The sequence below is a fragment of the Flavobacterium quisquiliarum genome, assembly GCF_019308285.1.
Taxonomy (GTDB): Bacteria; Bacteroidota; Bacteroidia; order Flavobacteriales; family Flavobacteriaceae; genus Flavobacterium; species Flavobacterium quisquiliarum.
Genome location: NZ_WWEM01000035.1, coordinates 75171 through 102167, shown reverse-complemented (window position 1 = coordinate 102167; position 26997 = coordinate 75171). Strand labels below are relative to the sequence as shown.

20 protein-coding genes and 1 tRNA gene are annotated in these 26997 nt (G+C 33.3%); 16 read left to right on the top strand and 5 right to left on the bottom strand.

Translation table 11 applies throughout. The features are described from left to right. Window positions 1–85: 85 nt before the first annotated feature. The 4 genes from GSY47_RS17750 to GSY47_RS17735 all read left to right on the top strand — a co-directional run bounded on the left by GSY47_RS17750 (window position 86) and on the right by GSY47_RS17735 (window position 8441). Window positions 86–3154: a SusC/RagA family TonB-linked outer membrane protein gene (locus GSY47_RS17750; protein ID WP_179002586.1), complete on the top strand. Its 3069-nt coding sequence runs from the start codon at window positions 86–88 to the stop codon at window positions 3152–3154. A gap of 15 nt (window positions 3155–3169) precedes the next feature. Then, a complete protein-coding gene (locus GSY47_RS17745) occupies window positions 3170–4735 on the top strand; it encodes a RagB/SusD family nutrient uptake outer membrane protein (RefSeq protein WP_179002585.1) in 1566 nt (521 codons plus the stop codon). A 10-nt stretch (window positions 4736–4745) separates the two neighbouring features. Beyond that, the gene (locus GSY47_RS17740) at window positions 4746–5489 is read left to right on the top strand and encodes a SusE domain-containing protein (protein ID WP_179002584.1); all 744 of its coding nucleotides are present in this window, start codon (window positions 4746–4748) and stop codon (window positions 5487–5489) included. 81 nt (window positions 5490–5570) lie between these two features. Beyond that, a complete protein-coding gene (locus GSY47_RS17735) occupies window positions 5571–8441 on the top strand; it encodes an alpha-amylase family glycosyl hydrolase (RefSeq protein WP_179002583.1) in 2871 nt (956 codons plus the stop codon). A 111-nt stretch (window positions 8442–8552) separates the two neighbouring features. Here the strand turns inward: GSY47_RS17735 and GSY47_RS17730 are convergent, their stop codons facing one another. From GSY47_RS17730 to GSY47_RS17720, 3 genes are all read right to left on the bottom strand, one after another. After that, a complete protein-coding gene (locus GSY47_RS17730; protein WP_179002582.1) occupies window positions 8553–8777 on the bottom strand; it encodes a DUF6814 family protein in 225 nt (74 codons plus the stop codon). A 10-nt stretch (window positions 8778–8787) separates the two neighbouring features. Beyond that, window positions 8788–10281 carry an MFS transporter gene (locus tag GSY47_RS17725; RefSeq protein ID WP_179002581.1) on the bottom strand — a complete coding sequence of 498 codons (1494 nt, stop codon included), beginning with the start codon at window positions 10279–10281 and terminating at the stop codon, window positions 8788–8790. Window positions 10282–10589: 308 nt separating this feature from the next. Further along, a tRNA-Phe gene (locus GSY47_RS17720) sits at window positions 10590–10662 on the bottom strand. 103 nt (window positions 10663–10765) lie between these two features. On the opposite strand from GSY47_RS17720, the gene GSY47_RS17715 reads away from it, so the two are divergent. The 7 genes from GSY47_RS17715 to GSY47_RS17685 all read left to right on the top strand — a co-directional run bounded on the left by GSY47_RS17715 (window position 10766) and on the right by GSY47_RS17685 (window position 17719). After that, a complete protein-coding gene (locus GSY47_RS17715; RefSeq protein ID WP_179002580.1) occupies window positions 10766–11500 on the top strand; it encodes a type III pantothenate kinase in 735 nt (244 codons plus the stop codon). Continuing rightward, on the top strand, window positions 11493–12722 hold the full coding sequence (locus GSY47_RS17710; protein WP_179002579.1) for a hypothetical protein: 1230 nt from the start codon (window positions 11493–11495) through the stop codon (window positions 12720–12722). The genes GSY47_RS17715 and GSY47_RS17710 overlap by 8 nt, the downstream gene beginning before the upstream one ends. Window positions 12723–12773: 51 nt before the next feature. Beyond that, window positions 12774–13328 (top strand): LPS export ABC transporter periplasmic protein LptC, encoded by a 555-nt coding sequence (gene lptC, locus GSY47_RS17705; protein WP_179002578.1) that lies wholly within the window; start codon window positions 12774–12776, stop codon window positions 13326–13328. Next, complete coding sequence (locus GSY47_RS17700; RefSeq protein ID WP_246611350.1) at window positions 13318–13530, top strand: hypothetical protein; 213 nt, start codon at window positions 13318–13320, stop codon at window positions 13528–13530. Before lptC ends, GSY47_RS17700 begins: the two co-directional genes overlap by 11 nt. A 2-nt stretch (window positions 13531–13532) precedes the next feature. Then, window positions 13533–14789: a hemolysin family protein gene (locus GSY47_RS17695; RefSeq protein WP_179002577.1), complete on the top strand. Its 1257-nt coding sequence runs from the start codon at window positions 13533–13535 to the stop codon at window positions 14787–14789. A gap of 107 nt (window positions 14790–14896) precedes the next feature. Further along, on the top strand, window positions 14897–16993 hold the full coding sequence (locus tag GSY47_RS17690; protein ID WP_179002576.1) for a peptidylprolyl isomerase: 2097 nt from the start codon (window positions 14897–14899) through the stop codon (window positions 16991–16993). Between the two features lie 276 nt (window positions 16994–17269). Further along, window positions 17270–17719 (top strand): hypothetical protein, encoded by a 450-nt coding sequence (locus GSY47_RS17685; protein ID WP_091494018.1) that lies wholly within the window; start codon window positions 17270–17272, stop codon window positions 17717–17719. Window positions 17720–17744: 25 nt separating this feature from the next. Here the strand turns inward: GSY47_RS17685 and GSY47_RS17680 are convergent, their stop codons facing one another. Then, window positions 17745–18653, bottom strand: a complete 909-nt coding sequence (locus GSY47_RS17680) for a GYDIA family GHMP kinase (protein ID WP_179002575.1) — start codon at window positions 18651–18653, stop codon at window positions 17745–17747. 85 nt (window positions 18654–18738) lie between these two features. Then, window positions 18739–20052: a hydroxymethylglutaryl-CoA reductase, degradative gene (locus GSY47_RS17675; RefSeq protein ID WP_179002574.1), complete on the bottom strand. Its 1314-nt coding sequence runs from the start codon at window positions 20050–20052 to the stop codon at window positions 18739–18741. Window positions 20053–20234: 182 nt separating this feature from the next. Between GSY47_RS17675 and GSY47_RS17670 the strand changes: the two genes are divergently transcribed. The 5 genes from GSY47_RS17670 to GSY47_RS17650 all read left to right on the top strand — a co-directional run bounded on the left by GSY47_RS17670 (window position 20235) and on the right by GSY47_RS17650 (window position 26792). Next, window positions 20235–22406 carry a S9 family peptidase gene (locus GSY47_RS17670; RefSeq protein ID WP_179002573.1) on the top strand — a complete coding sequence of 724 codons (2172 nt, stop codon included), beginning with the start codon at window positions 20235–20237 and terminating at the stop codon, window positions 22404–22406. A gap of 37 nt (window positions 22407–22443) precedes the next feature. After that, window positions 22444–24120: a peptide MFS transporter gene (locus GSY47_RS17665; protein WP_179002572.1), complete on the top strand. Its 1677-nt coding sequence runs from the start codon at window positions 22444–22446 to the stop codon at window positions 24118–24120. Window position 24121: 1 nt separating this feature from the next. Further along, on the top strand, window positions 24122–25606 hold the full coding sequence (locus GSY47_RS17660; protein ID WP_179002627.1) for a peptide MFS transporter: 1485 nt from the start codon (window positions 24122–24124) through the stop codon (window positions 25604–25606). Between the two features lie 50 nt (window positions 25607–25656). Beyond that, window positions 25657–26124: a thioredoxin family protein gene (locus GSY47_RS17655; RefSeq protein WP_179002571.1), complete on the top strand. Its 468-nt coding sequence runs from the start codon at window positions 25657–25659 to the stop codon at window positions 26122–26124. 215 nt (window positions 26125–26339) lie between these two features. Further along, window positions 26340–26792, top strand: coding sequence for a thioredoxin domain-containing protein (locus GSY47_RS17650; protein WP_179002570.1), 453 nt, complete (start codon window positions 26340–26342; stop codon window positions 26790–26792). The last annotated feature ends 205 nt before the right edge of the window (window positions 26793–26997 follow it).

Here is a 26997-nt window from a genome sequence, read left to right as displayed (position 1 = left end):
TTAATAAATTCATAATTTTGAAATTCGAAGTAAAATTAAAAACTTAACTAACATTCACAAACTCAAACTAATTTAAACAAAAAGTATGAAAACAATTTACAAAAAGTTGTTATTTTTATTCCTTCTGCTTCCGTTTACTGTGTTAGCTCAAAGCACTTTAAGTGGAACAGTAACTGATCGTGCCACGGGTCAGCCAATTCCGGGAGTAAATGTAAATGTACAAGGTGCTGTAGGAGGTACCTCTACTGATTTTGATGGTAAATTTCAATTACCAAATCTGAAAAATGGAGACAAAATTTTAGTTTCATTTATTGGATACAAAACAGAAACTATCGCATTTAATGGTCAAAAAAACTTAGCTGTCTCTTTAAGCGAAGATACAAATCAATTACAAGAAGTTGTAGTACAAGTAGGTTATGGTACTGTTAAGAAAAAGGATGCTACAGGTGCGGTAGCCGTTTTATCTGCAAATCAACTTAATAAAGGACCTGTTGGTTCAGCTGATCAGCTGCTTGTTGGTAGAGCTGCCGGAGTTAGAATCACTACAGATGGTGGTCAGCCAGACGCTAATCCAAACATTAGAATTAGAGGAGGAAGTTCATTATCAGGAAATAACAATCCATTGATTATTATTGATGGTGTGCCGATTGATAATACTAATCCAGCGGGAATTGCTAACCCGTTAACATTAATCAATCCAAATGATATTGATACGTTTGCTATCTTGAAAGATGCATCTGCTACGGCTATTTACGGTTCACGAGCTTCAAATGGTGTAATTATCATTACGACTAAAAAAGGTGTTAGCGGAGCTCCAAAATTCAACTTCTCATCAACTATTACAACTGGAAAAGTAAATAATCCTGTTGATATGATGTCAGGGCCACAATTTACTGCTTTTATGCAAAAATACCACCCAGGATATACTAGTTTATTGGGAGTGCCAAACGGTACTGCTGTTATTGATAATCCGGCAACTCCTGAAATCGAAGGCAGAACTTTGTATAATACAGATTGGCAGGACTTAATCTACAGACAATCAATTTCTACAGACAACAACTTTAGTGCGAGAGCTAACTTATTTGGTAAAGTTCCTTTCAGAGCTTCGGTTGGATATGCTAAAAATGAAGGTGTTGTTAAAACAAATGATTTAGAAAGATATACAGGATCTATTAAACTTTCACCAACTTTATTTAATAATAGTTTAAAAATTGATTTTAATGCGAAAGGTATTTCTGTTAAAAAGAATGCTATTGATGCAGATGCTGTTATTGGCAGCGCATTAGGAATGGATCCAACTAAACCAGCTTATGATAATCCAGGAGCTTCAAGCAATATATTTGGAGGGTATTATCAGTTGCTTAATGCTAATAATTCTATTAGTGGTGCACAAAATCCACTTGCAATTTTAAATCAGAGATCTCGTCCTGAGGAAGTTCAAAAATTATTAGGGAATATTGAATTAGATTATAAACTACCATTTGTAGACGGTTTAAGAGCTGTTGTTAATGGAGGTCTTGAAGTTTCTAAATCAAAAATTAGAGAAGTTTTCAGTGATAATGCTATTCAGACGTATCAAATAGATAACTCTGCAGGAACAAATCCGCCAACTTATGTTTTTAATCCAGGATTGAATTATGCCGAAAATCAAACAGTTAATAACAAAACTTTAGACGCTTATTTTGCTTACAACAAAAGTTTAAGCGGATTTGTTACCAGAGTAGATGCTCAGGCTGGTTATTCTTATCAAAACTTTGTTACAGACGGTAATAAAGAGATTTTTAGATATAATACTTCAACTGGTTTAAGAGAGGTTACGCCAAATCCTTCTAATCCAAATAACAGATATTATAACGAGAGAAACTTGCAGTCATTCTTTGGTAGAGGTAATTTTGACTTATTAGATAAATATCTATTTACATTGACTTTAAGAGCAGACGGATCTTCTTTATTCCAAGAAGATAATAGATGGGGGTATTTCCCAGCTGCTGGATTCGCATGGAGAGTTAAAGATGAAACATTCTTGAAAGACTCAAAAACATTTAATGATTTAAAAATAAGATTAGGTTACGGTATCACTGGTCAACAGGATATCACTGGAGTTGCAGGATCTTATCCATATAGTGCTTTGTTTGCACCAACTAGTGCATCAAGTACATACATTCCAGGAGTTAACGGATACTATGCAAAACCTTACAACGAAGATCTTACTTGGGAAAAAACCACTACTTATAACGTAGGAATTGATTTCGGATTATTTGAAAATGATATCGTTACAGGTTCTATCGATGCTTATCAAAAATATACAAAAGATTTACTTTCTGTAGTTTCGGCTTCTCCAGGTCAGGCATTGACAAATGAATTTGTTTCGAATGTGGGAAGTATGAAAAACAGAGGTTTCGAATCAAACTTAAATGTTAAGGTAATAAGAAAAGAAGATTTCAATTTATCTGTTAATGGAAACATTGCTTATAACATTGGTAAAATTACAGACTTGAACAATAGAACAACAAATGTGGATAATGCATCGACAATTCCAGTTGGAACAGGTCAGAAAATTGCTTACAATACTGTAGGACAGCAGCCATATTCTGCTTGGGTTTTTGAACAAGTTTATGATTCAAATAACAGACCAATTGAAAATGCTTTTGTTGACAAAAATGGAGATGGTGTTATTAATGACAGCGACAGATCTTATGTTGCTTTAAGACCAAACTGGACTTATGGTTTTGGACTTACGGCGAACTATAAAAAGTTTGACTTATCAACAACTTTCAATGGACAAATTGGAGGTAAAGTATATAATGCAAGAAAATTACAATCAGGTTTTATTGATAAAGCTTTACCAGCTAACTCAATAAGTTTGACAAATGTTTTGGATACAGAATTTGATTTTAAAACCATCAACGGAAATGTTCCTTTTTCTGATTTTTATTTAGAAGATGCTAGTTTCTTACGTTGCCAAAACATCACTCTAGGGTATAATTTCGATAAAGCTATTAAAGGTGCTGTTTTAAGATTATATGCAGCGGCTAACAATGTATTTATTGTAACAGATTATACAGGAGTAGATCCAGAGAATTTCAATGCAATTGATAATAATTTCTATCCAAGATCTAGAACTTTCAGTTTTGGTCTGAACTTAGATTTTTAATAAAAAAATATAAAGATGAATCAGTTTAAATTTAAGATTATAGGAGCATTTTTAGTTCTATTCTTTTTCGCCTCTTGTGTGGATGATTTGAATACAGAACCAAAAGTTGAATTGACCTTGGATAAGCTTTTAGAGCAAGATCCAAATGCTGTAGATGGTTTAGTTTCTAAAATTTATGGAACTTTTGCTCTTTCGGGACCTGATGGACCAGGTTCTACAGATATAGTTACGCCAGACCCGGGAGAAGCTGCATTTCTTAGAGGAATCATAAACCTACAGGATTTTTCTGCTGATGGTATGAAAAACCGTTGGGGAGATGATGGTCTGGATCAGCTGACTACAACAAGCGGCTGGACACCAAATAATAAGTTTTTTAGATATTTATATGATAGAGCTTATTATACTATTTCTCAGTCAAGCAATTTGATTAAAGTTTTAAAAACATCATCAGCTAATATTCCAAACCGTGAAAATCATATTGCAGAGCTGCGTTTTTTACGAGCATTAGCTTATTATTATTTAACAGATTGTTTTGGTAAAGGTGCTATTACAACCGAAGATGATATTAATACTCCAACACCAAAGAACGAATCTACAAGAGTAGAGCTTTTCAATTTTATCGAATCTGAATTAAAAGATATTGAAGGTGTAATTACTCCGACAAAATCTTATGGTAAAGCAGATAGAAATGTTGTTAGAATGTTATTGGCAAAATTATATTTGAATGCAGAAGTGTATACAGGAACACAAAGATATGATGATGCATTAACGTATACTAAAAAAGTAATCGATGAAGGCGGTTACACGCTTGCTCCAAATTTTGTGAGTGTTTTTTCTGGAGATAATGATACTTCACCAGAGATTATTTACACTTTAATTGCAGATGCAGTTGTGAGTCAGGCATATGGTAATACCACTTATATTGTTAATGGAAACCTAAGTACAGAGACTATGAATCCTAATGATTTTGGTGCTACTGACGGTTGGGGAGGACACAGAGCGACTAAAGCTTGGTATGGTCTTTTTAATAATGGTAATTTGGCTGCGTCTCCAGATGATAGAGCAAAATTATTCTGGACAACTGGTCATTCATACGAAATGAATGATTATAAGAAATGGGTAGATGGTTATCCTAGTATCAAATTTAGAAATAAAAATTTCGTTGGAACATCTAACTCAACAAGTTTCTCTAATACAGATTTTCCATTATTCAGATTGGCAGACGCTTATTTAATGTATGCTGAATGTGTATTAAGAGGCGCTGCTGGCGGATCTGCAAGTTTGGCTTTAGATTATGTGAATGCTGTTAGAAACAGATCTCATGGAGGAGCAATTACTGCAGGGCAATTAAATTTAGATTTCATTTTAAATGAAAGAGCTAGAGAGCTGAATCTTGAAGGACACAGAAGACAAGATTTAATTCGTTTTGGAAAATTTACTGGTGGATCTTATTTATGGCCATGGAAAGGTGGAGTAAAAGATGGAGTTGCAATTCCAGATACTTACAAACTGTATCCAATACCTACAAGTGCATTACAGGCTAATCCAAAATTAACTCAAAATCCTGGGTTCTCAAACTAATATCAGAAACATGAAAAATATATTCAAACTAGGCATCTTTGCGATGCTGTTAATGTCGGCAGGAGCATGTAATTCAGATGATATTACGGTATTAAAACCGTCAAAAGCAGCTGTATTGGCTACTCCAGCAGAAGGAACAGTTTTTGTTTTTGATAAAACAGAAGCTACTGAAGTTGCGGCAACTTTTAAATGGGAAGCTGCACAATATGATGGTGCTCCAATTGTTGTAAATTACGAGATTGAAATGGCAAAATCAGGAACAAACTTTCAAAATGCCGCTGTAGTAGCTGTAACAACAGATATTACAAAAGCTTTGACTGTTGGCGAACTTAATTCGGCAGCTATGAATTGCGGATTAACACCATTTGTGCCTCAAGATGCTGATATTCGTATTAAATCATATCTTGGAGAAGATGGAATTGTTCAGTATTCTAATGCTATTAAAATAACAGTTACAGCATATTCAGCTTGGGATAACTGGGGATTAATTGGTTCTGCAACACCTAATGGCTGGAACGATCCAGATACGAATTTAGACTATGATATAGCAACTAAAAAGTACTCTTATACAGGGCCTCTAACAGTTGGAGAATACAAATTCAGACTGGATGATAAATGGGATACTAACTTTGGTGATGATGGAAATGATTTAACATTAGAAGCTGGAGGAGCAAATATTCCTGTAACAGTAGCAGGCAACTATACAATCATTGTAGACTTTGCTGCGAAAAAATACACGATTACTAAAAACTAATGTTTTTACATAACCAAAAAAAGGGCTATCTCCAGATAGCCCTTTTTTAATCAACTAACTAACCAGATAACCACGCTTATTATGAAAAAAACTTTACTATCAATATTTTTATTGATGGCAGTAACTGTTTTTGCCCAGCAGCAAACGGTTACTTATTCAATAAATCCCTCAACTTTTGAAGATACGACGCCTATAACTATTACTATTAATGGGAATAGTGTTAATGAAACTTCATGGGGAATCAGCGCTACTCATGCATTATATCTTTGGTCTTGGTCTTATGATGTAAACGATATCAATCAAACTGATAGTCCCTCTAATGGAACTTGGACTTCATCAAATGAAGCTAGTAAATTTACTTATAATGCAGGAACGGATACTTACACCAAAACGATTACACCTTCTGTCTATTTTGCAAGGAACGGAATAGGAAGAATTGGTTTTTTGGTTAAAACTAAAGATGGAACTGGCGATAAAAAATCGCAAGATATTTTGGTTGAAGTAGGAATTTTTCAAGTTTCATTAACTTCTCCGGCCGAAAATAGCACTACGATTATTAATTCAGGGGCAAATTTTACTGTCACTGCAACAAATACAGGAGGAGCGGGGAGTTATACTTTAAAAGCAAATGGTACCACAATCAATACAAATGCAAGTACCTCGAATTATTCTTATACACACACAAATATTACAGGAAATCAAAGTTATGAGTTAATTGCAACGCAGGGAACGACTACAATTTCTAAGAAATTCTCGGTTGTTGTAAATCCAAATACCGTTTCAGAAACTATGCCTGCGGGATTGGTGGATGGTATTAATTATAATTCGGGAGATGCCACAAGAGCAATTCTGGTTTTAGATGCCCCTTTAAAAGACTTTGTCTATGTGGCAGGAAGTTTTAATAATTGGCAGCCAACATCGGCTTATGCCATGAAAAAAGATCCAGTTTCAGGAAAATTCTGGCTAGAATTAACAGGGTTGGTTTCGGGTGTAAATAATATGTATCAATATTGGGTTATAGATACAACGCCTCTTGCTAATTCACCGGCAATGGTAAAAACGGCTGATCCTTATTCAACCTTAGTTTTGTCTCCTTATGATGATCCTTGGATACCTGCTTCAAAATATCCTAACATGCCAGTTTATCCAACAGGACAGAGTTTTGAAGTGACTGTTTTAAAAACAGGTCAGACTCCTTATAATTGGCAGGTAACTAATTTTGTAAAACCTGAAAAAGAAAAATTGGTCATTTACGAAGTTTTGGTTCGTGATTTTGATGCAGGCAAAAGTTATCAAAACTTAATTGATAGAATGGATTATTTTAAGAATCTAAAAATTAATGCAATCGAATTAATGCCGGTTATGGAATTTGAAGGAAATGAAAGCTGGGGCTACAATACCTCATTTCATATGGCATTGGATAAGTTTTATGGAACTTCAGATAAGTTAAAAGAATTTATTGATTTGTGTCATCAAAACGGAATTGCTGTAATTCTTGATGTAGCATTAAATCATGCTTTTGGAAGAAATCCGATGGTAAGGATGTGGATGAATGACCCTGATGGAGATGGTTTTGGATCGCCGACTACCGAAAATCCTTATTTTAATACAGTAGCAAAACATACTTATAGTGTAGGAGAAGATTTTAATCATCAATCGGCAAAAACACAATATTATGTAGAAAGAGTAATTAAACAGTGGATTCAGGAATATAAAATTGACGGTTTCCGCTGGGATTTAACCAAAGGATTTACGCAAGCTTGTACAGCATCGGATGAATCTTGTACCAATGCTTATCAGCAGGATAGAGTAGATATTTTGAAAAAATATGCTGATTACTCTTGGAGTTTAGATCCAACACATTATACCATTTTTGAACATTTAGGAAGTGATAATGAAGAAAAACAATGGGCAGACTACAGAGTTTCAGAAACTCCAAGTAAAGGAATTATGATGTGGGGAAAAATGACGGATCCTTATAATGAATTGTCAATGGGGTACACTAGCAATATTACCAGAATGTCAAGTTCAAGCAGAGGATTTACAGCTAATCGTTTGATTGGTTATGCTGAAAGTCATGATGAAGAAAGACTGATGTATAAAAATGTACAATATGGAGCAACAAATGGAGCTTACAACGTAAAGACATTAAATACAGCCTTGTCGAGAATGTCGGCAATTGGAGCAGTTTCATTATTAGTTCCCGGACCGAAAATGATCTGGCATTTTGGCGAGTTAGGTATGGATGACTCTATTTATACTTGTAATGATGGAACTGTAAATGATGCTTCTGCTACAATTTCAGGTGATTGTAAGTTAGATACAAAGCCTCAGCCTCAATGGGTAGAAAACTGGTTGGGAGATTCCAATCGTAATAAAATTTATAATGATTGGGCAAAAATGATTGCGCTTAAAAAAGCGGAACCAGTTTTTTTAGGGACTTCAACTATAACAAATGCAAATTCAAAAATTGTAAACATTAAAATAGCGAATGCAAGTCTGTCTTCGTCACAATTAAAAGATGTTTTGATTTTAGCAAATTTCGATACGACAGTTCAAAATGTTGCAACAGGTTTTCCGTATACAGGAACTTGGTATAATCTAATGGATAATACTACGATTGCTGTTACAGATATAAATGCTCCAATAAATCTGCCGGCAGGAGAATATAGAATTTATGGTAATAAAATTGCAAACTTAGCTATAGACGATTTCGAAAAAGGAACTTCGGTAAGTTTATATCCCAATCCAGTTGCAGATTATTTTACTTTGAATGCAGGTTTTTCGAAAGTTCAAATTTATTCCGTTTCAGGGCAATTAGTAAAAAGTTTTACATCAAAAGGCAATGCAGATTTTCAATTCAGCGTAAGCGAATTACAAACAGGAATCTATGTCGTAAAAGCTTCTGATGAAAGTAATGCAACTCAAGTAATGAAGTTTATTAAAAAATAAACTAAAAATAAAATCTTAACGGATAAAAAAGTTTGGTTAGGTTAGTAATGAGAAAAGGCTGTTCTACATTGTTGTAGGCAGCCTTTTTGATTAAGTAGTTTTCTATCTCATTTATTTCTTTTTATTATATTCTCCAATTAAAGAATAGTATCCAAATGTTCCCAGCCCCATAACAATAAGAGGAGTTAATATAAATAGAATTATAGCGCCAAATACCAAATCGTCCTGCTGATCAGAAAGCAGTTTAGGTAAGCCAAATTCAAACACACAGAAATAAGCTGCTGCAACCGCTAAAGCAATCCATAAAGCCCCTAAAACTTGTTTAATCGCGTTCATTTTTTAAATTTTAAAGGTGAGTAGTTTCGTTTTTGTTGTCAATATATATCATTCCAATTACAAAGCAGATTCCTGCAATAATAATAGGATACCATAATCCGTCAAGATAAAAATCTGTTTTGCCAGCTGTTTTGGCATGAGAGACAAAATAAGTAGAAATAGCAGGAAGTAAACCTCCAAAAATTCCATTTCCAACGTGGTAAGGCAACGACATAGAAGTATATCTGATTTTAGTTGGAAACATTTCGACTAAGAAAGCGGCAATAGGACCATAAACCATTGTTACAAATAGTACTTGAATAAAAACTAGAAAAATTAAGGTCCATTTATCGCTTGTATTAATTGTTATTGAAATGCTAGTTTGAGCATCTTTTTTGTCTATGTACGTTTTTTTCTCCACTACGGATGTACCGTCTGTATATTTTTTTTGCGTTGTAGCAACGGAACTTCCATCAGCCTTATTTTCTGTTGTAACTTGCGGTATTTCTACGATTTCAGTTTTTTTGCTGATATCGGTCGTATCATACATCGTCTTATAAATTGGTCTGTAGGATATTATAGCCAGAAGCATCCCAAACATCATAATATATTTACGTCCAATCTTATCGCTCAGCCATCCGAAAATAATAAAAAAAGGAGTTCCAATCAAAAGGGCAATTCCTAATAATTCATCTACCTGCGAAGAATCAACATTCATCACCGTTTTCATAAAACTCATTGCATAAAATTGTCCTGTATACCAAACAACTCCCTGCCCCATTGTTGCACCGAATAAAGCTAATAAAACAAACTTTAAATTGTATCTGTTTCCAAAACTTTCTTTTAACGGATTTGCACTCGTTGTTCCCTCTTTTTTAGCTTTTGCAAAAACAGGTGATTCATCCATATTTTTTCGAATCAAATACGAAACTCCAACCATGGCAACCGAAACCCAGAAAGGAACACGCCATCCCCATAAATCAAAAGCCTCAGGCGAAAGTATGCTTTTAGTAGCAAGAATAACCATCAAGGAAATAAACAAACCAACAGTAGCAGTAGTTTGAATCCAAGAAGTCCAATAGCCTTTTTGACCAGCAGGAGCATGTTCAGCGACATAAGTCGCTGCACCACCATATTCACCGCCAAGGGCAAGTCCTTGAAGTAAACGTAAAATTAGAACTAGTAAAGGAGCTAGAAATCCAATAGTTTCATAACTTGGAATACAGCCAATTAAAAAAGTAGAACCTCCCATTAATAATAAGGTAGCCATAAAAGTATATTTACGGCCAATAATATCGCCAAGCCTTCCAAAAAATAAAGCGCCAAACGGACGAACAACAAATCCGGCTGCAAATGTGGCTAAAGTAGATAAAAATGCTGCTGTGGGATTGTCACTGGGGAAAAATTTTGTTGAAATAACAACGGCTAAACTGCCAAAAATGTAAAAATCGTACCATTCGATCATGGTGCCCATAGAAGAGGCAGAAATTACTTTCCAAATGCCTTTAGTAGAAGTTTTGCTCATAAAACTGCTTTGAAATCTTATTAGTAAATGAAAGATAAAATTATAGTTTTACGAATATAGAAGATATTTTTTTATTCAGTCAATACTTTTTTAACAAAAACTATTTATTTGTTGACATTTTGGTTTTAAAAACTAAAGTAAATTTGAAGAGGTTTTAACCGCAAAGAGCGCAAAGATTTACGCAAAAGGTTCGTAAAGTTATTTTTAAACTTTGCGAACCTTGCGTTTTTTTCTTTGCGCTCTTTGCGGTTATACAAAACAAAAAAGCATAAAAAACAAAAAACCCGAATATTTCTATTCGGGTTTTGTGGTACCTCCAGGGATCGAACCAGGGACACATGGATTTTCAGTCCATTGCTCTACCATCTGAGCTAAGGTACCGTCTTGTGCGTATTGCGGGTGCAAAGATAGAATCATTTTCCGTTTCTCCAAAACATTTTAGAAAAAAAATCAATTCGTATCTTCGCAAAAACAAAAATGCAAAATGGTTTTAACTGTTGATATTGGAAACACTCGAATTAAAGCATCTGTCTTTGAGGGAAGTACTGCTCTGGATAATTTTATTTTTGAGAAAAAAGAGCTTGTAGAAAAAATTAAAAATATTTTGGAAAAGTTTCCAAATTGTTCCGATTTGGTCGTTGCTTCGGTTGGAAATATCGAAAAACAAGCTTTTTTAACATTCGAAAAACAGCTTAAAGTTCATTTTTTTACGCATGAAGATGTTTTTCCATTCCATAATAAATATACAACTCCAAAAACTCTAGGGATAGACCGCATGATTCTGGCAGCAGGAGCTACTTTAAAATTTCCAAAACAAAACAGATTAGTTATCGATGCAGGAACTTGTATTACCTACGATTTTATCGACGAAAATGATAATTATTTAGGAGGAGCGATTTCTCCAGGACTCCGTTTGCGTTATGAAGCAATGCATAATTACACTGCCAGACTGCCTTTGCTGACATTAGAAGCACCCGAATCCTATATTGGAAACTCGACAACACAAGCGATGCACTCTGGTGTTGTAAACGGTTTCGTCTATGAGATTGACGGTTTTATCGATGATTATCGCAGGGACTTTTCAAATTTTATCATAATTTTAACGGGAGGCGATGCAGATTTTTTGGCTAAACGATTAAAAAATACCATATTTGCCAATTCAAATTTCCTTCTGGAGAGTTTGAACCAAACATATCAATATAAAATCGACAATGATTAAAAAAGTATTAATAAGCGCTTGTTTGCTTATATCGTTCGTTTCATTCGCGCAACAAGGTACAGCTTCACCATATTCTTTTTTCGGAATAGGAGATGTGAGATTCAAGGGTACTCTTGAAAATAGATCAATGGCGGGAGTTGCGGTGGAGCAGGATACGATTCATTTAAATATAGAAAACCCTGCTAGTTACGCCAGCTTGATACAAACAACTTTTACAGTTGGAGGAACTTTTGCTACTTCTAATTTAAAAACAAGTTCTCAATCAGAAAAAGCGCAGCGCAGTACTTTTGATTATTTAGCATTAGGAATTCCGATGGGGAAATTTGGAGCTTCATTTGGTTTAATACCAGTTTCTTCAGTAGGATATAAAATTCTTAATGACAATACAGCTACAGAAGGAGCAACAAGTTCACAGCTTGATGGAAAAGGTGGTGTTAATAAGGTGTATTTTGGATTAGGATATAAAATCACACGTCATTGGAATATTGGAGCAGATGCACAGTATAACTTTGGAAAAATCACTACAACAAGTTTAGAAAGTATTACAGGTGTTCAAAATAGTACGGCAGAAGTAAATACTTCAGAAATTTCAGGAATGGCTTTTAGCTTTGGAACCATGTACCAAAGAAAAATTTATAAAAAAATGAGTATATTTTCTAGTTTGAGCTACTCATTTGCAAGTAACTTGAGCTCAGATAATACAAGAGTAATATCAGTTCAGGGAGATCCAGATCCTTATGCTTATCCAGCTAATTCATCGAATTTAAAACTTCCAAATAAATTGAGTATTGGTTTAGGAGTTGGAGAAGCCAGAAAGTGGTTGGTAGGAGCAAATATGACTTTCCAAGGAGACGGACAATTAGCAAATTATTACAATTCTGCTGATAATGTGAGTTATGAAAATTATTCAAAATTTGCTCTAGGAGGATATTATCTTCCTAATTACAACTCTTTTACAAGTTATATGAGCAGAATTACCTATAGAGCTGGTATCAAATATGAAAAAATCGGTTTAATAGTGAATAACGAATCTATTAAAGATGTCGGAATGACACTTGGAGCAGGAATTCCTATCCCGGGATCTTTTTCAAATGTGAACTTTGGAATTGAATTTGGTAAACGCGGTACGGTTTCTTCAAATTTAGTACAAGAAAACTATGTGAATTTTAGTTTAAGTTTCTCTTTCAACGATAAATGGTTTGTAAAGAGCAAATTCCAATAAACATAATATTTTATCTTTTTTAAGCTCATTACAATTTACTACATTTGGCAAATGAATTTACCAAAGAGATATAGTCTAATGGTTGTCACAGTTTTTGCTGTGACACTATTTTTTGGATGCGAGAGTAATTTCAAAGAAGTTCAGAAAATTAACTTCTCTGAGTTTGTTCCTGCAAGTGATGCTGACACAATAAATATTAAATATACAGATTCTGGCCGTATTACAGGTGTTTTGATAAGTCCTAAAATGCTTGACTATGCTAATCTCGATTTTCCTTTTACAGAGTTTCCTAAAGGAATCGATGTTACTTTATACGATAAAAAACAAAAACGTACTTTTATAAAGGGGAATTATGCGGTTTCGTATAAAAATACAGGAATCATAGATTTGATTGGGAAAGTGAAAATTACTTCTGAGGCTGGGCAGGTTTTGGAAACAGAGCAACTGTACTTTGATCAGAAAAACGAATGGTTTTATACAGAGAGAAAATTTAAACTTACAGACGCAAAAGGAATTTCTCACGGTCAGGGAATAGATTTTAGTAAAGATTTTAAAGTGATTAATTCACAGCGAATAAGCGGTGAAATTGAATCAGATGAAGAATAATAATATTATGGGTTATTTAAAATATACACAATACGTTTACATCATAATAGCACTTTTTTTTACTTACGATGCTATAATGAAATTGAATGAAGGCGATGAAAGTTATCCTTTCTATTTTGTAATTGCAGGAATGTCGGCTTTTATGTTTTTCTTTAGAAGACGATTTATTAATAAACATAATAATCGAAATAAAAATCAGTAAAAATGGGAATTAGTATTATAATAACATGTTTAATACTAGCTGCCTTTTTTTCTGGAATGGAAATCGCTTTTATTTCCGCAAACAAAATTTATCTTGAAATAGAAAAGAAACAAGATGATTTCTTGTCTCGAATTTTAACTAAACTTACCGAAAATCCATCCAAATTTATTGCTGCCATGTTAATTGGCAACAATGTAGCTTTGGTGATTTACGGTTTTTTTATGGGCGATCTCATCTTGAATTGGATGACTCATTTGGGTTTGCTCGTTCCAGATTGGTGGGATGTTCTAATTCAGACGCTTGTAGCAGCACTTGTTGTTTTGTTGACTTCAGAATTTTTTCCAAAAGTATTTTTTCAGATTTATGCCAATTCATTAATCAAAATTCTGGCGCTTCCAGCTTATCTGTTTTACAGATTGTTTTATTATATCTCATCCTTCTTTATTTGGATTGCAGATTTTGTGCTGAGTAAATTTTTTAAATCAGAAGGAAATCAGATTCATTTGTTCAGCAGGATTGAACTTGGAAATTATATCACCGAACAGATGAGTACTGTTGAAGAAGATGAAGAAGTTGATTCTGAAATTCAGATCTTTCAAAATGCATTAGAATTCTCTGGTGTAAAAGCGCGAGACATTATGACACCGCGAACAGAAATTGTTGATGTTGATTTATTTGATACAGTAGATGACCTTAAAGCAATGTTTATTGAAACAGGATATTCTAAAATCATTATAAGCCAAAATTCTTTAGATGACATTGTAGGTTATGTGCATTCGTTTGATTTGTTTAAAAAACCATCGACAATAAAATCGGTTTTAATGACAGTAGAATTTGTTCCAGAAACCATTTTGATAAAAGATGTGCTGAACTTATTGATTAAAAAACGTAAGAATGTTGCGGTCGTTTTAGATGAATATGGAGGAACTTCTGGAATTATTACCATTGAAGATATTGTAGAAGAACTTTTTGGGGAAATTGAAGATGAACATGATCTTGACGAAGAATTAATAGAAGAAGAAATAGGTGAAGGTAAATATTTGTTTTCTACAAGATTAGATGTGGAATATTTAAATGAGGTCTATAAATTGATGATTCCAGAAAGTGATTCTTACGGAACATTAGGAGGTTTTATTGTAAATCATACCAAAGAAATACCACAAAAAGGAGACAGAATTGTAATTGATAAGTATCATTTTTTCATAAAAGAGGCGTCAAATAAGAAAATAGAACTAGTCAAATTGACAATTAAAGATTGATTTTTTAAATTAATGAAAAAAAATGTGTAAAATAAAACGCTAGTTGTATTGTTATTAACTAGATAATTGTATTTTCGCAAACTGAATATAAAATTAACGATAATAAAATGGCAGTTTTAGCAAAAATTAGACAGCGTTCCGCTTTATTGATAGGAGTTATTGCACTTGCATTATTTGCATTTATAATACAAGACTTAATCGGTAAAGGAACATTTAGTCAAAGTTCAAAAGATGTAGGAAGCATCGACGGAAAAGATATTTCATTTGAAGACTTTAGAATTAAAGTTAGTAATGTTGAAAAAAGTGGGCAAGGCATAACTTCCACTGAAGCTGCAAACAGAGTTTGGGATCAAGAAGTTTCAATCGCTTTATTGTCAACTCAATTTGAAAAATTAGGATTGAGAGTAGGTAAAAAACACTTACTAGAGGTTTTAAAATCAGATCCAAATATTGGTAAAAACCCAATGTTTTTAAACGCAGCAGGAATTTTTGATGAAGTTAAGTTTAACGACTACTTCAACTCAAATCCAGAAGCAAAAGAATACATCGCTCAAAAAGAGAAAGATGCTGAATTGAATGCTAAATTTCAAATCTATAATACTTTAATTAAGTCAGGACTTTACACAACTGCTAGTGAAGGAAAATTAAAGTATGAAATGGAAGCTAATAAAGTAAGCTTTGCTTACGCTGCAGCTCCATATTCTTCTATAAAAGACAGTGAAGTAAAAATTTCTGATTCTGATATCGTAGATTATATGAAGAAAAACGAGAAAAAATTCAAAGCGGATGCAACTCGTGAAATTCAATACGTATTAGTAGAAGACAAAGCATCTAAAGAAGATGAGGCTGAAATTAAAGCTAAATTAACTGCATTATTATCAGGAAGTGTTGTGTACAATGCTAAAACTGGAAAAAATGATACATTGCCAGGTTTTAAAAACGCAACAAACATTGCTGAATTTGTAAATGCAAATTCCGATGTTCCTTACGATTCTACTTATGTGGCTAAAAATAACCTTCCAGCTGTAGATGCTGACAAATTATTCAGTTTACCAGCAGGAGCAATTTACGGGCCATACGTATATGGAAGATATTATGCTATCTCTAAATCTTTAGGATTTAAAGCTGGTGTGAATGCAAAAGCAAGTCATATTTTAATTTCTTACGATGGTGCTCAAGCAACTCCAAAAGAAAAAAGAACTAAAGAAGACGCTAAAGTCAAAGCTGAAGAAATTTTAGCTCAAGTTCAGGCTAATCCAGATAGTTTTATGATGTTGGCTTTCACAAATTCTGATGATGCATCTGCGCAGCAAGGTGGTGATTTAGGATATTTTGGTCAAGGTCAAATGGTAAAACCATTTAATGATTTTGTATTCAATAATGGAATTGGAAAAATAGGTTTAGTAGAAACTCCTTTTGGATTTCACATTATTAAAGTTACTGACAAACAAGATGGAATTCGTTTAGCTACAATTGCTCAGAAAATCGAGCCATCTGAAGCTACTTCTGATAAAGTATTTACTTTAGCAACTAAATTCGAAATGGATGCTGCTGATAAAGATTTTACAGCTGCTGCTAAAGAATTAGGCTTAAAAGTTGCTCCTGTTGTAAATGCTAAAGCTATGGATGAAGCGTTTGGTCCATTAGGAAACCAACGTAACATCGTAAGATGGGCTTTTGATAAAGAAACAGGTAAAGGTGATGTTAAACGATTTGAAATCGCTAACATCGGACACGTTATCGCTCAATACAAAGGAGAGAACGAATCAGGTTTAGTTTCTGTCGATATGGCAAGACCTTATGTTGAGCCAATCTTGAAAAACAAGAAAAAAGCAGAATTGTTAAAAGCTAAAATGACAGGATCTAGTCTAGAAGCTGTTGCTAAAGCTGCTGGTGTTGCTGTTCAACAAGCTGCAGATGTAACTTTAGATAATCCAGTTTTACCTGGTGGAGTTGGACAAGAACCAAGAGTTGTAGGTAATGCATTTGCTTTAGCTGGAAACAAAGTTTCTGCACCAATTGAAGGAAATACTGGAGTTTATGTGGTAAAAAACATTAAAACTGTAAAAGCTCCTGCAATTGCTAATCATGCTGCTTATGTAGAGAAAGTAAAAGCTCAAAGCGCAAATGATGCAAGCAGAGTATTGCCAGCATTGAAAAACAATGCGAAAATTGAAGACAATAGATTACAATTCAATTACTAAGAGTTAGTAATTCTTCTCATAAAACCCGAAACATGATTTGATGTTTCGGGTTTTCTTTTTATTACAATAATTAATTCCACTTTGTAATATTTTTTAGTTAATTTTTTGATACTCTGTAGGTAAAGTAGAGATTTAATCTAAAAAATTTGTGATATTCAAAATATTGCAGTTAATTTGTCCGAATTTTTAATTTAACATTTCTTTCTGATTTCCAAAATGTTAGAATAAATTCAAAAAACTGGACCCAAAATCAAATACCTAAACATCAAACATTTAATGTTTTTTATTTTAAAAATTTTTAAAAAGAAGCCGAGAGTTTATACCAAAATAGAAAGTCACATTTTTGGAATCATTACGGAGCTTTTAAAAGTTGCCAGCACCGACATCAACGTAGATGAATTGGGAGGGAAGTATTATTTGAGTAACGAAGAACAGCATTTTAAAGTTACCATCCTAAGTAACGATTATGTCATCCGATTGACAAATACACACGATTCTGTAGCAGAGAAATATGATAAGTTCTTTGTTGAGGATGTCTTACGCGCTGTAAAAGAAGAAAAACACCGCAGAATGGAAGTGGTTTATGATTCGATTACAAACAGCATCGAGAAAATGGCTGAACGTCTGCATAATAGACTTATCGAGTCTAACGAACAAGACAGCAAATCTGTTCGCCGACTAGAAACGAAATCGGATAAGAATAATAACAAGAAAGTAAACTATTGATCTTTTTGTTTGAATTGCTTACGCATTATAAAATCATTTCCCCGTAAGTCAACATTATTTCATAACCTTTTTGGGCAAAATATTTTTTAGGATTTTCTTGAGAAACCACCATTACAAAATCGCCTCCCCAGGCCCCGAGACTTTTAATTACACCGTTGAAATCTGGAAATACAGCTTCTTTTATAGTCTGCATTTCTAAAATGTTGCTCAAGTGAATTTCATGCTTCTGTACAGCCGACGCGAATTCTTTTAATGTTTTGGCATTAAGGATGGCATTGGTGATTTTGTTGTTTTCAGCAACGCTCTGTGCTAAATGATTATTCTTATTATTGTTGTAAGCATAAATAGCTGATTTGCTATTCTGTTTTTTATTCAAATAAACAAAGTAAATATGTTCCTTGTAATCGGGATTAAATTCAACCGATTTTACAACGTTGTTTTTAATTTGATATAAGATCGGTGTATTATTTTGTGCACAGGCAATATCGTAACCGCTTCCTCCAAAACTATTGTTTAATAAGGTAAAAGCGTTAACATCTGCCCACTGTGCTATATTGTTTATAAGAGTTGAAGAAGTTCCTAATCCCCAATTTCTTGGAAAAGACAAATGCGTGTTTATTTTAAATCCGTTAGAATTATCTATAAATTTTGGATTTAAAGTGTAAGCTTCATGAAGAATGTCAATCAGGGTAGATTTTACGGTTTCAATTTTTATTAGTGGTTTATTTACAAATTCATCGAATGAAATGGTTTCTTCAAACCATAAATGTTTGTCATAGTCGTAACTTTTCCATTCGATTTCATTGTTACTGCCATTTTCAATTACTAGATCTTGACCGAATTTTGTTGGCAGCGCAAAAGCATCTGCTCCGTCTAAAACCAGATATTCTCCAGCGATAAAAAGTTTTCCGTTACTGTAAAATGTTTTTGACATACTTTGTCTTTATTATATAAATTTCAATATTTTAAAACCCAAACACCAATTTTGAGATTTAAAATATTAGAATTTTTGAATTCGGTTATTTCCTTAAGTTTTCAATAAAATCGACCACAGCGCTGTGAGAAACGGCTGTTTTCTTAAAATGCATTTTAATTAAATGACGCTCTTCTTCGGTAGCTTCAAATTGATTGATGATATTGTTCAGGTGCATTTTCATGTGTCCTTCTTGGATTCCTGTAGTCGTTAAAGAACGCAAAGCAGCAAAATTCTGTGCTAAACCAGCAACGGCAACAATTTCCATTAATTCTGGTGCAGATGGTTTTTCTAAAATATCTAAACACAGTTTTACTAAAGGATGTAAAGAAGTTAAGCCACCAACAGTTCCTAAAGCTAATGGAATTTCAAGCCAAAAAGTAAAAATTCCGTTTTCGATTTTAGCATGAGACAAACTTGCATATTGGCCGTTTTTTGAAGCATACGCATGAACGCCGGCTTCTATGGCCCTGAAATCGTTTCCTGTTGCTAAGACAACGGCATCAACACCGTTCATAATACCTTTATTATGGGTAACCGCTCTAAAAGGTTCAACCTCTGCAATCTGGACAGCCTGCACAAAACGTTCTGCAAATTCCTGTGGATTGGTAATATGTTTTTCAGCTAAATCTTCAATCGGACAAGAAACTTCAGCTCTGACAAGGCAGTTTGGAACATAATTAGACAAAATGCTCATGATAACCTCCAGCTTTTCGTTATTTTTCAATAAATCAGAGTTTTGAGCTTCTTCTTTTAAGGTGGAAGCAAATTGTTCCAAACAAGAATTTATGAAATTTGCTCCCATGCTGTCTTTAGTTTCAAAAGTAGCATGAAGCTGATAATAGTTTTCTAATAAACTTCTTTTGTCTTTTAACTTAATATCCAAAATACCGCCGCCACGTTGCTGCATGTTTTTAGTAATGTTTTGAGTTTCTGAAAAGAATTTAGATTTTACTTCATCAAAAAAGATTTTTAGTTTTTCAGCATCACCATTATAGATAAAATGAACTTGTCCAATTTTTTCTGTATTAATGATTGTTGTTTTAAAACCTCCTCTTGTAGACCAATACTTCGCTGCTTTAGAAGCTGCTGCGACGACAGAACTCTCTTCAATAGCCATCGGAATGGTTTTGTATTTTCCGTTGATTAAAAAGTTAGGAGCAACTCCAAGTGGGATATAAAGGTTTGTAATGGTGTTTTCGATAAATTCATCATGAAGTTGCTGAAGCTTTTCGTCTGAATTCCAGTAATTTCTTATAATATTTTGAGCCTCATCAGGGTTCGAAAAATATTCATTTGCAATCCAGTTGATTTTTTCTTTTTTGGATAATTTAGAAAATCCAGCAACAGCGTTGTTCATTCTCAGTATATTAAATAATAATGTTGCGGCAAATATACCATTTTAAGAGTTTTGTTTAAAATGTATTTTAAAATTGGACTCTACGCAATCGTTATTTTTTTTAACATTTAACACTTAAAATGTGTATTATGTTTATTTTTTTTACTAAAATTGGGCTCTTTTTTATATTTAAATTAATTGTAATGAGTACAAGTAAAATTACTGTAATACTTTTATTTCTAGTTGCAACCGTTTTTGGCCAACAAAAAATCACTATCGAAAACATTTATGGAGGGGCATTCCGGGCAAAAGGAATGGATGAGCTGCAATCTCTAAAAAATACAGATCAATATACTGTATTAAATGTAGACAGAGCCAGCAGAAGCATGCAGATCGATTTATATGATTTTGCAACTTTAAAAAAGGTTTCTAATTTAATTGATACTAAAAATCATGCAGCGCTTTCAGAAGGAATTGATAGCTATACTTTTGATGCTTCTGAGAAAAAAATCTTGATTGCCTGCAATAGCAACCAGATTTTCCGTCACTCATTTACTGCGGATTATTATTTATACGATATCGCTTCAAAATCGTTGACAAAACTTTTTGATTTTCAGATTCAAGAACCAACTTTTTCTCCTGATGGAACAAAAATCGCTTATGCTAGAGAAAATAACTTATATGTATACGATGTCGCTTCAAAAAAATCTACTCCAATTACAAGTGATGGAAAAAAGAACGCTGTAATCAATGGTATTACGGACTGGGTTTATGAAGAAGAATTTGCTTTTGTTCGTGCTTTCGATTGGAGCAAAGACAGTAAAAAAGTAGCTTATATTCGTTTTGACGAAAGTCAGGTTCCTGAATTTTCAATGTCAATGTTTCATAAAGACTTATATCCAACAATTGAAACGTTTAAATATCCAAAAGCTGGAGAAAAGAATTCAGAAGTTTCATTACATATTTATGATGTAGCTGCTGGAGCAACTAAAAAAGTAGATTTAGGAAAATATAATGATTTCTACATTGCGAGAATGCAATGGACAAACGATGCTAATGTGCTTTCGGCACAAGTATTAAACCGTCACCAAGATAATCTTGATTTGTTATTTGTTGACGGAACGACCGCTACTGCAAAAGTGGTGTTGAATGAAAAAGACAAAGCTTACGTTGACGTAACAGATAATTTAACATTCTTAAAAGATAACAGTTTTATCTGGACAAGCGAAAAAGACGGTTTTAATCATATTTATGTTTATGATAAAACAGGAAAGCTTAAAAATCAAGTGACAAAAGGAAACTGGGAAGTGGTTTCATACTATGGTTTCGACGAAAAAACAAAAACTATTTTCTATCAATCTACAGAAAATGGTTCTATCAACAGAGATATTTACAGAGTTGGTTTAGATGGAAAAAACAAAACTCGTTTAACTACAAAAGTTGGAACAAGCGCGGCGACTTTCAGCCCAAACTTCCAATATTTTATTACTACTTTCTCAAGTAATTTAGTGCCTACGACTTATACTCTAAATGAGTCAAAAACAGGAAAAGAAATTCAAGTTATAGAAAACAATCAAGCACTTGCTGATAAATTGAAAGGATATAACTTGCCTGCAAAAGAGTTCTTTGTTTTAAAAACATCTAAAGGGAATGAATTAAACGCATGGATCTTAAAACCAAAAGATTTTGATCCTTCAAAAAAATATCCAGTTTTCATGTACCAATATTCTGGTCCTGGATCACAGCAGGTAAATAACGATTGGAATAACTCTGATGATTATTGGTTCTTATCGCTTACGCAGCAAGGTTATATTGTAGCTTGTGTTGACGGAAGAGGAACTGGATACAAAGGGGCTGATTTCAAAAAAGTGACTCAAAAAGAATTAGGAAAATACGAAGTAGAAGATCAAATCGATGCGGCTAAAGTAATTGGTTCTTATCCTTATGTTGATTCTTCTAGAATTGGAATTTTCGGATGGAGTTATGGTGGATTTATGGCTTCTAACTGTATTTTCCAAGGAAATGATGTTTTCAAAATGGCAATCGCTGTTGCTCCTGTAACAAACTGGAGATTTTATGATAGTGTTTACACAGAAAGATATATGCAGACGCCACAGGAAAATGCAAGCGGATACGATCAAAACTCGCCAATTAATCACGTTGACAAATTAAAAGGTAAATTTTTGTTGATCCATGGTTCTGGTGATGATAATGTTCATGTTCAGAATTCAATGCAAATGATGGAGGCTTTAATTCAGGCAAACAAACAATTTGATTCTCAAATTTATCCAGATAAAAATCATGGTATTTATGGTGGAGCGACTAGAATTCAGCTGTATAACAAAATGACCAATTTCATCAAAGAAAATCTATAATCTAAATCTTTTAAACTTAATTAAATAAGCGAATACTATGGGGGAAAATCAAGTAAAAACTGCGCATCCAAAAGGACTTTGGGTATTGTTTGGAACGGAGATGTGGGAGCGGTTCAATTTTTATGGAATGCGAGCTTTATTGACTTTATTTCTTGTAAATTCATTATTAATGAAAGAAGAGGAAGCTTCATTAATTTACGGAGGTTTTCTTGGGCTTTGTTATCTAACGCCAATGTTGGGTGGTTTCGTAGCCGATCGTTTTTTAGGAAACAGAAATTGTATCTTATTAGGTGGATTATTAATGGCTATAGGACAAATGCTTTTGTTTACAAGTGGAAGTATTTTTGAGTCTAATTTAGGCTTAGCAAAAACCATTATGTATTCGGCATTAGGTGTTATCGTTTTTGGTAACGGATTCTTCAAACCAAATATTTCTAGTATGGTTGGAAGTTTGTATCCAAAACAAGAAAAAACAAAATTAGATAGTGCATTTACTATTTTCTATATGGGAATTAACATTGGAGCTTTTCTAGGTCAGTCAATCTGTCCTTTATTAGGAGATGTTAAAGATGCGGGTGGAATTAGAGATATCCACGCTTTTAGATGGGGATTCATGGCGGCTTCTGTTGCAATGTTGTTGGGAACAATTCTTTTTTACTTCTTAAAAAATAAATATGTAGTTTCTCCAGAAGGAAAACCATTAGGAGGACTTCCTTCTAAAAATGATGCTTCTGATTTTGAAGAAGGAGAAGCACAGCAGGCAAATTTTTCTACTAAGGCTTTAACAATTGCAGGACTTGCATTTATCGCTTTAGGATTCTTTTTTCACTATGTAGTTGGTCAAAATTTAATTTATACTTTGATCTATTCAAGTGGATTAGCTTTGGCTGGATTAATTATTTCAGATTCGTCATTAACAAAAATCGAAAGAGATAGAATTTTTGTAATCTATATTGTTTCGTTTTTTATTATTTTCTTTTGGGCAGCATTTGAGCAGGCAGGCTCTTCTTTGACTTTTATTGCGGATAATCAAACGGATAGAAACTTTTTTGGTTTTCAAATGCCGGCATCGATGGTTCAGATTTTTAACGGATTATTTGTTGTTTTATTAGCGGTTCCATTCAGTATATTATGGGATGCTTTAAGAGCAAAAGGCAAAGAACCAATTTCTCCTGTGAAATTGGCTGTTGGTCTAGTGGTAATTTCTGTAAGTTTCTTCATGATTGCAACTCAGGTTTCTTACATTGGGACTTCTGGATTGTTATTGGTTAAATGGTTGATTTTATTATATTTCTTAAATACTTGTGCGGAATTGTGTTTATCTCCAATCGGATTATCATTGGTAGGTAAATTATCGCCAAAACGTTTTGCTTCTTTGCTTTATGGAGTATTCTTCTTGTCTAATGCTTCAGGTTATGCATTAGGAGGAACTTTAGGTTCTATTTTACCTGCAACAGGAGATAAATTTGCAAAAGCAAAAGAATTGGGAATTGATCTTCAGGCTATTTTAGATAAAACGGTAACGCCAACTGCAGAGCAGTTAGCTCTTTTAGAAAAGCATCAAATCAGTGCAGCAAATCACTTTTTTGCTGGATTCGAAATTCATAATTTATACGAGTTCTTTATGGTATTTGTGGTACTTACTGGTATCGCGGCAATTGTATTATTTGCTTTGACTCCATTCTTGAAAAAAATGATGCATGGCGTTAGATAAAATGGAAAAGAAAATTACTCTAGAAGAAATTCAAAATTTTGAAGGCAAGTACCCAAAGCAATTGTGGTACTTGTTTTTTGTTGAAATGTGGGAACGTTTCTGTTTCTACGGAATGCGCGGTGTATTGACTATTTTTATGGTAGATCAGCTTTTTCTAAAAGATGAACATGCTAATTTACAATACGGAGCTATTCAGGCTTTTGTATATGCTTTTACTTTTGTCGGCGGTATTTTTGCTGATAAAGTTTTAGGATTTAAAAAATCATTATTTTTCGGAGCTATCGTAATGATTCTTGGAAATCTTTTGATTGCTTTTTCTCCTCAGGAAATGTTTTACTACGGAATTGCTTTTTCTATTATTGGAACAGGTTTTTTTAAGCCAAACGTTTCTTCAATGGTTGGAGAGCTGTATAAAGAAGATGATGGAAGAAGAGATGCGGGTTACGGAATGTTTTACGCAGGAATAAATGTTGGAGGTCTTTTTGGAGGTGCTTTATGTGTTTATTTGGGAAAATATTATTCATGGCAACTGTGCTTTTTATCGGCAGCATTGGTAATGTTTTTAGGATTGATCACATTCTTGTTTACTAAAAAATATTTGGGGCCAATAGGAGATTCTCCGTTATTAGATTTAAAACCATCTACAAGAAAAATTCGCGAAATTACAGTTTATGCACTGTCGCTTTTAAGTATTCCATTTATTTTTATAATGGTAAAAAATACTGATTATACTGATTATTTTATGTATACAATTGGTATTATTGCTGTTCTGTATTTTACTTATGAGTTAATAAAACTTGGAGATGTTAAGTTGCAGAAAAAACTTTTCGCAGCATTTCTCTTTGTGTTTTTCTATCTTCTGTTTAATGCGATTTATGAACAGAGCGGTGGATCTTTATCTCTTTTTGCAAAAGACAATTTAGATAATAAATTATTATTTTTTAATATTGATCCGAACATCATAAACAATAGTTCAAATACATTCTTTGTAGTAGTATTGAGTCCGTTAATTGGATTGCTGTGGATTTGGATGGGAAAAAGAAAAATTGAACCTAATACCTTAATTAAATTCGGAATTGGATTTTTGTTCCTTGCGACTTCATTTTATATTTTTTACTTGACTAGATTTTTTGCGAATGCTCAAGGTATTGCTTCTTTGAATGTGTTTACATTTGCTTATTTGGTAACGACTATTGGTGAGCTTTGTTTGGGGCCAATCGGAATGTCTATTATTACAAAGTTATCTCCAAAGCGATTATTTGGAATGATGATGGGATTGTGGTTTTTGGCAAGTGCATTTGGGCAACTTGCAGCTGGAAAATTAGGAGCAGAAATTTCGAGATCAAACACGGGGGATACATTATTATCTAAATTACAATCTTACACGGAAGGTTATTATCAATTGGCTATTTATTCACTTGTAGCGGGTATTATTTTAATTGCGATCTCGCCATTAATTAAAAAATTAATGCAAGAAGTAAAATAGCAATGTTTTTGCAATCTGTTTTTGTGTAAATTTGTCAAAATTTCCCCATTATGAAAAAAATAATACTTATTGCGTTGTTTTTAATTGGTGCTTCGAACCTTCAGGCACAGGAATTAAAATGGTATACAGATGTTCGAGAAGCAATTACGGTGAGTAATAAAGAACAAAAACCTATGTTGATGTTTTTTACTGGCAGTGATTGGTGTGGTTGGTGTATTCGTTTACAGAATGAAGTTTTAAAAACTGAAGAATTTAAAAAATGGGCTTCTACTAATGTAGTTTTGGTTGAATTGGATTACCCAAGAGCTGTGCCGCAGACTCCTGAACTTAAGAATCAAAATCTTGAGTTACAGCAGGCTTTTGGAATTCAAGGTTTTCCAACAGTTTTCTTTACAAGTGCAGAATCTAAAGACGGAAGAGTAAATTTTAAAGGTTTAGGAAAAACAGGTTATGTTGCGGGCGGACCGTCTGCTTGGCTTACAGTTGCAGAAGGAATTGTACATCCGAAAAAATCATAATTAAAACAGTAAAATAAATAGAAAGCCCCTCACATTTTGTGAGGGGCTTTTTTTGTTTAGTAAGAAAAAGTTTTCAATCGTTATAAGTGTTTTTACGTATTTTATATTTTATTACAACTAAAAAAACATATAATGTATTTTTATACCTAATAAAAATTGGAAAATTAAAATATTATGTTAATTTCGTCATGCTAATCTAACCAAAACCAATTAATATGACTAAAAAACTACTTATCCTACTAGTTTTTTTTGGGTCATTTGTAATGCAGTCACAAAATTTGGCATGGAGAACTAACATGACAGATGCAATTGCAATTAGTAATGACCAGAAGAAACCAATGTTGATTTTATTCACTGCCTCAGGTGTACCAGAAAATCTCCAAAATGAAATTTTTAAAACCCCCGATTTTGCCGTTTGGTCGCGTGATAATGTGGTTTTAGTAAAACTAGATTTATCAGATATGAATGCATCTGATAGTGATCGTGAGCAAAATGTGAAGTTAAAAAATGCGTTTGGTGTTCAAGATCTTCCAGAAGTGTGTTTCGCAATGGCATCAGTCAGAAAAAACAAAACTACATTCAGTGCTTTAGGAAAAATAGCTTATAAACCTGGCGGAGCTAAAGCGTGGATTGCAGAGTCCAATTCGATTTTGCATCCAGTAGAATAGGAAGATTACTTTCAACTTTTATTTTAATTTTTTTTTTGATCCCTTTTTGTTTTACAGAAAGGGATTTTTTTTTGATGAAAATTTCCTGCCTAGAATTTCATTTTTTTTAATGTTATTTTTTTTTGATTTAATAAAAAAAGCATCGTTTATTATCAATTTGATTTTAATGTTTAGAAGACCATTATTAATTTGTTAAATAATTCGT

What these genes read in the sequence shown, in the direction of transcription:
- GSY47_RS17675 (WP_179002574.1), bottom strand. Translation starts at nt 20,052, where the DNA reads ATGAACAACGCTGTTGCTGGATTTTCTAAATTATCCAAAAAAGAAAAA.
- GSY47_RS17710 (WP_179002579.1), top strand. Translation starts at nt 11,493, where the DNA reads ATGATTAAAAAAGTATTAATAAGCGCTTGTTTGCTTATATCGTTCGTT.
- GSY47_RS17750 (WP_179002586.1), top strand. Translation starts at nt 86, where the DNA reads ATGAAAACAATTTACAAAAAGTTGTTATTTTTATTCCTTCTGCTTCCG.
- GSY47_RS17665 (WP_179002572.1), top strand. Translation starts at nt 22,444, where the DNA reads ATGGGGGAAAATCAAGTAAAAACTGCGCATCCAAAAGGACTTTGGGTA.
- lptC (WP_179002578.1), top strand. Translation starts at nt 12,774, where the DNA reads ATGAATTTACCAAAGAGATATAGTCTAATGGTTGTCACAGTTTTTGCT.
- GSY47_RS17725 (WP_179002581.1), bottom strand. Translation starts at nt 10,281, where the DNA reads ATGAGCAAAACTTCTACTAAAGGCATTTGGAAAGTAATTTCTGCCTCT.
- GSY47_RS17670 (WP_179002573.1), top strand. Translation starts at nt 20,235, where the DNA reads ATGAGTACAAGTAAAATTACTGTAATACTTTTATTTCTAGTTGCAACC.
- GSY47_RS17660 (WP_179002627.1), top strand. Translation starts at nt 24,122, where the DNA reads ATGGAAAAGAAAATTACTCTAGAAGAAATTCAAAATTTTGAAGGCAAG.
- GSY47_RS17680 (WP_179002575.1), bottom strand. Translation starts at nt 18,653, where the DNA reads ATGTCAAAAACATTTTACAGTAACGGAAAACTTTTTATCGCTGGAGAA.
- GSY47_RS17700 (WP_246611350.1), top strand. Translation starts at nt 13,318, where the DNA reads ATGAAGAATAATAATATTATGGGTTATTTAAAATATACACAATACGTT.
- GSY47_RS17740 (WP_179002584.1), top strand. Translation starts at nt 4,746, where the DNA reads ATGAAAAATATATTCAAACTAGGCATCTTTGCGATGCTGTTAATGTCG.
- GSY47_RS17690 (WP_179002576.1), top strand. Translation starts at nt 14,897, where the DNA reads ATGGCAGTTTTAGCAAAAATTAGACAGCGTTCCGCTTTATTGATAGGA.
- GSY47_RS17715 (WP_179002580.1), top strand. Translation starts at nt 10,766, where the DNA reads ATGGTTTTAACTGTTGATATTGGAAACACTCGAATTAAAGCATCTGTC.
- GSY47_RS17745 (WP_179002585.1), top strand. Translation starts at nt 3,170, where the DNA reads ATGAATCAGTTTAAATTTAAGATTATAGGAGCATTTTTAGTTCTATTC.
- GSY47_RS17730 (WP_179002582.1), bottom strand. Translation starts at nt 8,777, where the DNA reads ATGAACGCGATTAAACAAGTTTTAGGGGCTTTATGGATTGCTTTAGCG.
- GSY47_RS17655 (WP_179002571.1), top strand. Translation starts at nt 25,657, where the DNA reads ATGAAAAAAATAATACTTATTGCGTTGTTTTTAATTGGTGCTTCGAAC.
- GSY47_RS17695 (WP_179002577.1), top strand. Translation starts at nt 13,533, where the DNA reads ATGGGAATTAGTATTATAATAACATGTTTAATACTAGCTGCCTTTTTT.
- GSY47_RS17685 (WP_091494018.1), top strand. Translation starts at nt 17,270, where the DNA reads ATGTTTTTTATTTTAAAAATTTTTAAAAAGAAGCCGAGAGTTTATACC.
- GSY47_RS17735 (WP_179002583.1), top strand. Translation starts at nt 5,571, where the DNA reads ATGAAAAAAACTTTACTATCAATATTTTTATTGATGGCAGTAACTGTT.
- GSY47_RS17650 (WP_179002570.1), top strand. Translation starts at nt 26,340, where the DNA reads ATGACTAAAAAACTACTTATCCTACTAGTTTTTTTTGGGTCATTTGTA.